7 protein-coding genes are annotated in these 7,475 nt (G+C 37.9%); 4 read left to right on the top strand and 3 right to left on the bottom strand.

Features of this window, described 5'->3' with window-relative positions; translation table 11 throughout:
* A partial coding sequence (locus FXW07_RS07420) for a transposase (protein WP_229394892.1) occupies positions 1-821 on the top strand: 821 nt, incomplete at its 5' end.
* Between the two features lie 501 nt (positions 822-1,322).
* Here the strand turns inward: FXW07_RS07420 and FXW07_RS07415 are convergent.
* Together FXW07_RS07415 and FXW07_RS07410 are read right to left on the bottom strand one after the other, a co-directional pair.
* Entirely contained in the window at positions 1,323-2,024 is a 702-nt protein-coding gene (locus tag FXW07_RS07415; RefSeq protein WP_229394891.1) for a dienelactone hydrolase family protein, read from the bottom strand.
* A 102-nt stretch (positions 2,025-2,126) separates the two neighbouring features.
* Positions 2,127-2,780, bottom strand: coding sequence for a phosphoribosyltransferase (locus FXW07_RS07410; RefSeq protein WP_048122024.1), 654 nt, complete (start codon positions 2,778-2,780; stop codon positions 2,127-2,129).
* A 196-nt stretch (positions 2,781-2,976) separates the two neighbouring features.
* On the opposite strand from FXW07_RS07410, the gene FXW07_RS07405 reads away from it, so the two are divergent.
* The 3 genes from FXW07_RS07405 (at position 2,977) to FXW07_RS07395 (ending at position 6,719) form a co-directional block, all read left to right on the top strand.
* Positions 2,977-3,162 carry a hypothetical protein gene (locus FXW07_RS07405; protein ID WP_229394890.1) on the top strand — a complete coding sequence of 62 codons (186 nt, stop codon included), beginning with the start codon at positions 2,977-2,979 and terminating at the stop codon, positions 3,160-3,162.
* 654 nt (positions 3,163-3,816) lie between these two features.
* A complete protein-coding gene (locus FXW07_RS07400) occupies positions 3,817-5,856 on the top strand; it encodes an MASE3 domain-containing protein (RefSeq protein ID WP_229394889.1) in 2,040 nt (679 codons plus the stop codon).
* Positions 5,857-6,107: 251 nt separating this feature from the next.
* Complete coding sequence (locus FXW07_RS07395; protein WP_229394888.1) at positions 6,108-6,719, top strand: hypothetical protein; 612 nt, start codon at positions 6,108-6,110, stop codon at positions 6,717-6,719.
* 58 nt (positions 6,720-6,777) lie between these two features.
* Here FXW07_RS07395 and FXW07_RS07390 read toward each other — a convergent pair whose 3' ends face one another.
* Positions 6,778-6,996, bottom strand: coding sequence for a transcriptional regulator (locus FXW07_RS07390; protein ID WP_048122028.1), 219 nt, complete (start codon positions 6,994-6,996; stop codon positions 6,778-6,780).
* Between the last annotated feature and the right edge of the window lie 479 nt (positions 6,997-7,475).

The following is a 7,475-nucleotide window of genomic DNA, read 5'->3' as shown; positions in this document are numbered from 1 at the left end:
ATCTAGAAACGGTCAAAATCTTGGGAACAAAGTTTTGGCTTCAAGAAAAAGAAGTTGTATTAGCCTTTGATTATACAGATGAAGATTTTTATGGTGACCCTCAAGGTTTCTGGATACATGGATGGACTGGAGAACATGGAATATCTGGGAAATTCAAATTCTTGACATGTTCAATTGTCAGTTCAGATATTCCACAAAAAATTCCCCTTATTTCAGTTCCGGTTAGGATGGGGCACAATATGGCATATACTGTGACATGGTGCCTTACAGTCATTGAACCAATTGTAAAATCGATTTCTCTAATTTTGTTTGATAGGGGATTCTACAGCAAAGAACTCATGCTGACACTTTCCAATTCAAAGTATCCATATCTGATTTTTGTCCCAAAAAACCCCAAAATTAGAAAAGAACTTGCTCAAATGGAAGAAGCTGAAAAGAAAACAATGCAATACAAATTCAAGCTCAACATAAATAAAACGGTTCTGAAAGGTGAAACCACTCTGGCATTGCTGAAACAAATATTCGATAAACAAAGCGACAAATCATATGATTGGGCATTCGCCACTAATCAGTCTACAATTGATCTTGACCATATTATTGCATCATATAAAAGAAGATGGAGAATTGAGACTGGTTTTAGAATTCAGGATGAGGCACGTATCAAATCCAAATCAACAGATGTAAATGTTCGATTTTTCTACTTCGCTTATGAACAGGTATTGCAACTGCTATGGATTATCCTGTATAAAGAAGAGGAGAGTTTCAAGGTATTCATGATAGACATGTATGAAGAATGCTTGAAAAGGTACAAAAATGTGTAAATAAGCGGCCACCTCCATTGAACCAGTGACGTGGAGGTGTAGGTCAATGGAGCAGCAGGGAGCTATTGATAGTGACCCCGCAACAAAATATGGGAACAATTCTACTTTTGTCATTAATATTAGCTTGTCGTATGCAAAAGCCAGATATTATTCGGAGATACTGTGAGTGAATAAATTAAACGAATGTTCTACATAGTATAAAGAATCCGGGTAAAAAATGAGTAACTGAAAAAGCCTGAACAAATACCTTCAAAACAAGCGTGGAGAATAATACGAGTGATAAGTATGCGAAAGTATGTTAGCGAGAAATAGATTGCAAATAAAAAAAGTCGTAAAGAAAGAGGTTAATTATTTGTTACAGAAGCTCTTATTTTCACTGTATCAAAAAACACAACAGGTAATAAAATGATAGGCTCATGAGTCATAACTGTATAATTCCAGGTAATATTAGTTTTGGGATTGACCCAATGTGTGTTTATCCAGCATTTTGTTGCTAACTTGTTATTTCTCTTCCATGAGTGTTATTTTCTTCTCCAGGAGATATCTTTTAAACCATTCTCCAGCCAGATTTGCGACTTCTTCTAGCGTGCCCGGTTCTTCAAAAAGATGAGTTGCCCCGGGAACAATCTGAAGTTCTTTTTGTTCAGCCTTCAATTGGCCTAACGCCCACTGATTCATTTCTATTACCTGATAATCCTCCCCACCTACAATAAGTAATGTTGGTGCCTTTACGTCCGGCAGGGCTTTTTCAGCCAGATCGGGCCGTCCCCCTCTGGAAACTACCGCTTTTATAATATTCGCATGCTCTTTTGCAGCTATGAGTGCAGCTGCAGCCCCCGTACTGGCACCAAAGTAACCGATACTGAGTTTTTTAGTATAAGGATTGCTTAAAAGCCAGTTTGTTACGTTAACAAGCCGATTTGCAAGCAGGTCAATATCAAACCTGAGACGAGCAGTTATCATATCAATTCTCTCTTCCTCAGCTGTCAACAGATCAAATAACAGTGTTCCAAGACCTTCTTTCTGAAGTTTCTGCGCAACATACCGGTTCCGAGGACTGAAGCGACTGCTCCCGCTTCCGTGTGCAAAAACAACAATTCCTTTTGCTCCTTCAGGAATTGTGAGGTTTCCTTCAAGTGTAATAGAATCAATTGGAATTTGGATTTCACTACTACTTTTACCTTTACTTGATAATTCTCTCATGCCGACCCCCCAAATGGCCTTCCCCCAAAATGACCTTACAATTAATTGTAAACCTGCATCTTAAAAATCTCAAACCTTATTTTAAAATATTAAATGTTACCATTATCTTGCCGGAAGGGCTCTTGCTTTATCCAGAAGTTCGCAGACCTCTTCATCGGTGGTTTGACTGAAGTTTCCGTACCAGGCGCCGACCCCATAGAACGGTTCAGGGGTAGCTATACATATTACTTCATCTACCTCCCTTCCGAAAAGCTCACATGTATCGCGTGCACCAGTCGGCACTGCAACCACTATTTTGGCCGGGTTTTTAGTTTTAATGGCAGATGCAGCTGCACGCATTGTCGCACCTGTAGCAAGCCCGTCATCTATTAAAATCACAATCGAGCCGCTAATCTCAGGCTTGGGACTATCTCCACGGTAAGTGCGTTCCCTGCGTTCAAGTTCTTTGAGCTCGTTCTCAGCTACCATATTAATTACCCGTTCAGGTATCTGAAAAGACCTGACAATGTCTTCATTCAACACACGGATATTATCAGAAGAAATTGCTCCCATTGCCAGCTCTTCATTTCCCGGAACCCCCAGTTTCCTTACTATAAACACATCCATTTTTACATTAAGTTCCTTTGCAACTTCAAACGCCACCGGAACCCCACCACGCGGGAGAGCAAGTATCAATACATCTGAACGATTTGCATATTTTGAAAGTTCTTTTGCAAGCTTTTTCCCGGCATCCACCCTGTCTGTAAAGAGTGCCATTTGTTCCTCAACCCCCTGTCGAACTGGATTAATTGATAATAAACAATATTATATAGAATATATATTCAAACCCTTAAACGTATAGAGTATGAAATTTATGCTTAAAATTTATATAATTACTCCTCTTTGAAATGGAGCCCAGAAAAAAGTAAAAATTTGAAGATATTTATTTTTCTAGCTATTTGCCTGTTCTGTAGTGGAAAAGCGGACACTGGTCGAGCCCTATGAAGTAATACTCTGGGTAGCTATAATTAGTGTCCTTTACTTAATCAATCTCAGTAACCATCTTCTTTTTCATATTCTGGTTCATATTCTGGTAGAACTTTTCAGAGTATATGTCGCATATATAAGCCTGATAGAAGTAAAGGAACAAAATTCGTAATTCGGTTTGGCAATATAGAGGACACAGAATATAACTGAGTGACCAAATATAGTAAAATATTTTATATTGTTTTAATTAAGTAATAAATTTTATCAGGTGTACAAAATTTTTTAAGCCATATTATTTTTTACTTATAGACAATTTTTTGAATAATTAATTTAAAATAATTTCTGCTCTTTATATCTCATGAAGTTGGGAAGTGAGTTGGGAAGTGAGTTGGGAAGTGAGTTGGGAAGTGAGTTGAGTGTGAACAAGTAAAGAATTGCCTGGAGACCATTGATGATTCTTCTCGGGATCGGTATACTTGGGGGAGCATATCGTCTGCGCTGTAGGTATCGGAAAATACAATAAACAGTGTATAATGCCTCTGGGATTCTTCTTATTCTCGTTTCTGCAATGCTTTTTACTCTTCCGATTCCGTTATTTGCAGATTATTCAGGTATAAAATTGAATTAAACTCAGTATAACTCGACGTTACAACCACTTACTCGACATTACAATCATTTACTCGACATTACAATCATTTACTCGACATTACAATCATTTACTCGACATTACAATCATTTACTCGACGTTACATTCACTTTGTAAATTTGAATATTAAGTTTTATATGAAGCTCATGAATTCTTGAGGCGTTAGGTGCAAGGGGGTGATTGAACATTCCAGCTGTAAGGAAAAACATATTAAATGTAGACTTCTACGAATTACTGGTCTGGATAACCATAGTTATCTTGCTCTATCTAATTAGCCTTAACAATTACCTCCACTTCCATATAGTAATAGAACTGTTCAGCGTCTACTTTGCATACGTAATATTTCTTATTGTTTGGAAGGCGAGAAGTCGCCTGGAAAACCGATACCTTCTGATATTGGGGGTTAGCTACTTTTTTGTAGGGAGTTTTGACTTTCTGAGTGCACTTGCGTTCCACCGCACGGAGGCATTTCCCGGATTTGGTACAAACCTGACTGCTCAGTTCTGGACCATTTCAAGATTCCTGGAAAGCACTTCTTTTCTGATAGCTCCGCTGTTTTTGATACGCACTGGAGAGAGGCAGGAGAGGAATGTCAAAACCCTTGAAAGCTCAATTTTTGCCTGGAAGGCATTTCTTGTATACGCAGTAATCAGTGTTACCTGCCTGATTTCAATATTTTTTACCGAAAATTTCCCGGCTTCTTATTTTCAGGATTCAGTATTTACTCAATTCAAAGTAGCAAGCGGATACTTAATTTCTTTCATGCTTCTCTGCTCACTTTTTTTCCTGTACATTGTCAGGGATAGGTTCGAAGAAAAAGTTTTTAATTTACTCTCAGTCTCCCTGGTTCTTACAGGTTCTGTGTCACTCTTATTTGCATTCGACAGTCAAACGGGCGAGGCTCTGGGAATTTTAGGTCTCTTCTTTAAATTATTGTCTATTTATCTGGTCTATAAAGCAATCGTAGATATCGGGTTCGAAGAACCTTGCAGTTTTTTATTTAGTGAGCTTAAACACCGAGAAGAAGATTTCAGGCAGAAAGCCATTTTCTTTGGGGACGAGTATGGTCATATTTACAGAACGATAAACAAGAGATATCTGAACCGAAGTGCTAAAGAAGACAATCCCAAAGATGGGCTAGACAGTTATAGTTCCTATATGCAAAATCTTCAGGGAATTGGATTTCAGTTTAATAAAGATTTTAAATTGATATTTCTATATGGTCCTGTTGAGGAAATGACAGGCTATCCGAAGCAGGATTTTCTATCTGGAAAAGTTGCCTGGCAGGAAATAATAATACCTGAAGACCGCCCTGCTATTTCTAAAAAAAAGGATAAACTAAAGCTAAATCTTAATTCTATCGTTGAAAGCGAATATAGGATAAAGAAAAAAGATGGAGAGATAAAATGGGTCCGTGAGATTCTCCAGAGAATATCGGATGAATCCGAAAGTTCGGGAAAGTTTCAGGGGCTGGTTTATGATATCACTGAACGCAAAATGGCTGAGGAAACTCTGGAAAAAATAGACAAAATTCGATTAAAAGAGGTTCACCACCGCATAAAAAATAACCTTCAGGTAATCTCATCTCTCCTCAGCCTGCAGGCAGAAAAATTCGAAGATAAAGAGGTACTCGAAGCCTTCAGGGAGAGCCAGAATCGAGTTGAATCTATTGCGATGATCCATGAGAGACTTCATGAGAGTGAAAATATGGATGCTTTTGATTTCTCAGACTACCTAAGAAAACTAACCACAGATCTTTTCAATTCCTATAATGTGGGAAACAGGAATATAAGCCTCAAATTGAGCCTTGAACCGGTTTATTTGGGCATGAATACTGCCATCCCTCTTGGAATTATTGTAAACGAGATCGTTTCAAATTCCCTGAAGCATGCTTTTCCCGCGGGAAAAAGAGGCGAAGTCAGCATAAATTTTTTCAAAGCTGAAACTTTAGTTGCAAAGTACGGGACTTCATGTTCGGATAACTACTGTCCATATGAGGGGAAATATACGGATTATAAGGACTGTATAAACAATAATTTCCGTTACATACTTACAGTAGCCGATAACGGAATAGGAATTCCCGAAGAAATCGACTTTAAAAATACCGACTCCCTGGGGCTCCAGCTTGTAAATATTCTTGCCAAACAAATAGGCGGGCGTATAGAGCTTAAGAGGGATCAGGGAACAAAATATATCATCTGTTTCAGTAATGAAGGGTAATGAAGCCTTATAATTTAGAAATATCTATCCGTCTAAGGCTTTCCTTTTTTAGATAACTTTTTCTTCTTACCAATCTTCTTAACAAAATTTCTTCTTAGCAATCTTCTTAGCAATCTTCTTACCAAAACTTCTTCTTACCAAAACTTTTTCTCTTACCAATCTTCTGACTAAAACTTCTTCTTACCAAAACTTTTTCTCTTACCTTATCCAAGTAAAAAAGTCTATTTTTAGTTCTCTATTGAGGTGGCTCTATGAAACGCAACACAGAGAAATGGAAAGAAAAAAGAGCCGAGTTTCTAAAAGGTAAGACTTGTGAATGGTGCGGGTCTTCCGACTCTTTATGTATTCACATTCCCAGAGCTTTTTCTCCGGCGCAGGTCAGCTCCGAAATTTATAGTGCTGCGTATGCCAGGTTCAGAGAGGTTTACAGGCAAAAGTACCAGAAGTTCGATTCTATCCCTACCGGCAAGCACCGCCACAAAAGCCATCCGGCCTGGCATAAAGCTTCAACTGTACATAAAATCGAACCCGACCATACAGGCCTTGAGGAGCAATTTATTGAAATTCTCCTTGAAGATTTAGAAGAAGGTAACTTCAAGAAGCTTTATCACGAATGGCTAGAAGAAACCGGAATTAAAGAATTAATTGAAGAAGAAAAGAAAAAAGCCGCGGAAGAATGCGAGGCTCTGACAAACGCAATTGTGCTCTGCAAACGCTGTCATTTTGCAAGCCTCAGGGGCATGAATCTCTGCCCTAAATGCAGGAGTAAATATAAGTCTGTAAGCTATGAAACTTGCTTTGACTGCCTGCCTGACGAAAGAAAAGCAGAGTTTAGGAAAAGGCAAAATCGGCAGGCTCCCTGAAAATTCAGAGATTCTCTCTAAGTTGCCCTTTTCATTCCGTGATCTATAAAATTATTGTTCAAAGAAGAGCCCAGCCGCTTCCTCCACATACCCTGCAAGTCCCATTATCAAAAATCCCGGAACCGTTACAGAGAGGACATACTATTGCAGGCTGAGCAACGAGTACATCGCCCTGTCCCCCGCAAACTTCACAAATTTTGCCATTAACATGTCCGGTTCCATTGCAATGAAAACATTTCTCCGGAGCATATTCGGTATCTATATAGGTCTGGAGCATCTTATCACCTTCTAAGGTAAGATTACAGAAATATTATCTGAAAATTCTGATACGTATTTTCGGCTTTATGGGTTAAAAGAGCTTTCAAAAAGATAAAAAGGAAAAGATTATAACTTAATTGCCGGCTTTTCTCCTCTTTCAGGATCAGTAGACCTTATAATATAAATTGTTGAAATATTTGAAAAGAGTATAAAATCGCTGTAAAAAATGGATTCGTATAACTAATTGAAAATTTTCTTATTTAAATTTCGTTTTTTAAGCTGGAAGTTCAAGCAATAATTTTTGTCGCAGGAAAAAGTATTATCCAACGGTTCAGACGATCTGCCAGCTTGATATTCTTAAATATAAAAGAACACTTTCAAATGAACACTTTCAAATGAACACTTTCCCAAAAAACTCGTTACATTTCTGCCTTCTCTTTATTATATTTATCCATAAATTTCTACTGAATAACATAAAATATTACTTTTAATGAGTAC

Source organism: Methanosarcina sp. DH1, from assembly GCF_020804205.1.
GTDB classification, from domain to species: domain Archaea; phylum Halobacteriota; class Methanosarcinia; order Methanosarcinales; family Methanosarcinaceae; genus Methanosarcina; species Methanosarcina vacuolata.
The sequence above is the reverse complement of the archived record's forward strand: the minus strand, read 5'-3'. Positions and strand labels throughout refer to the sequence as shown.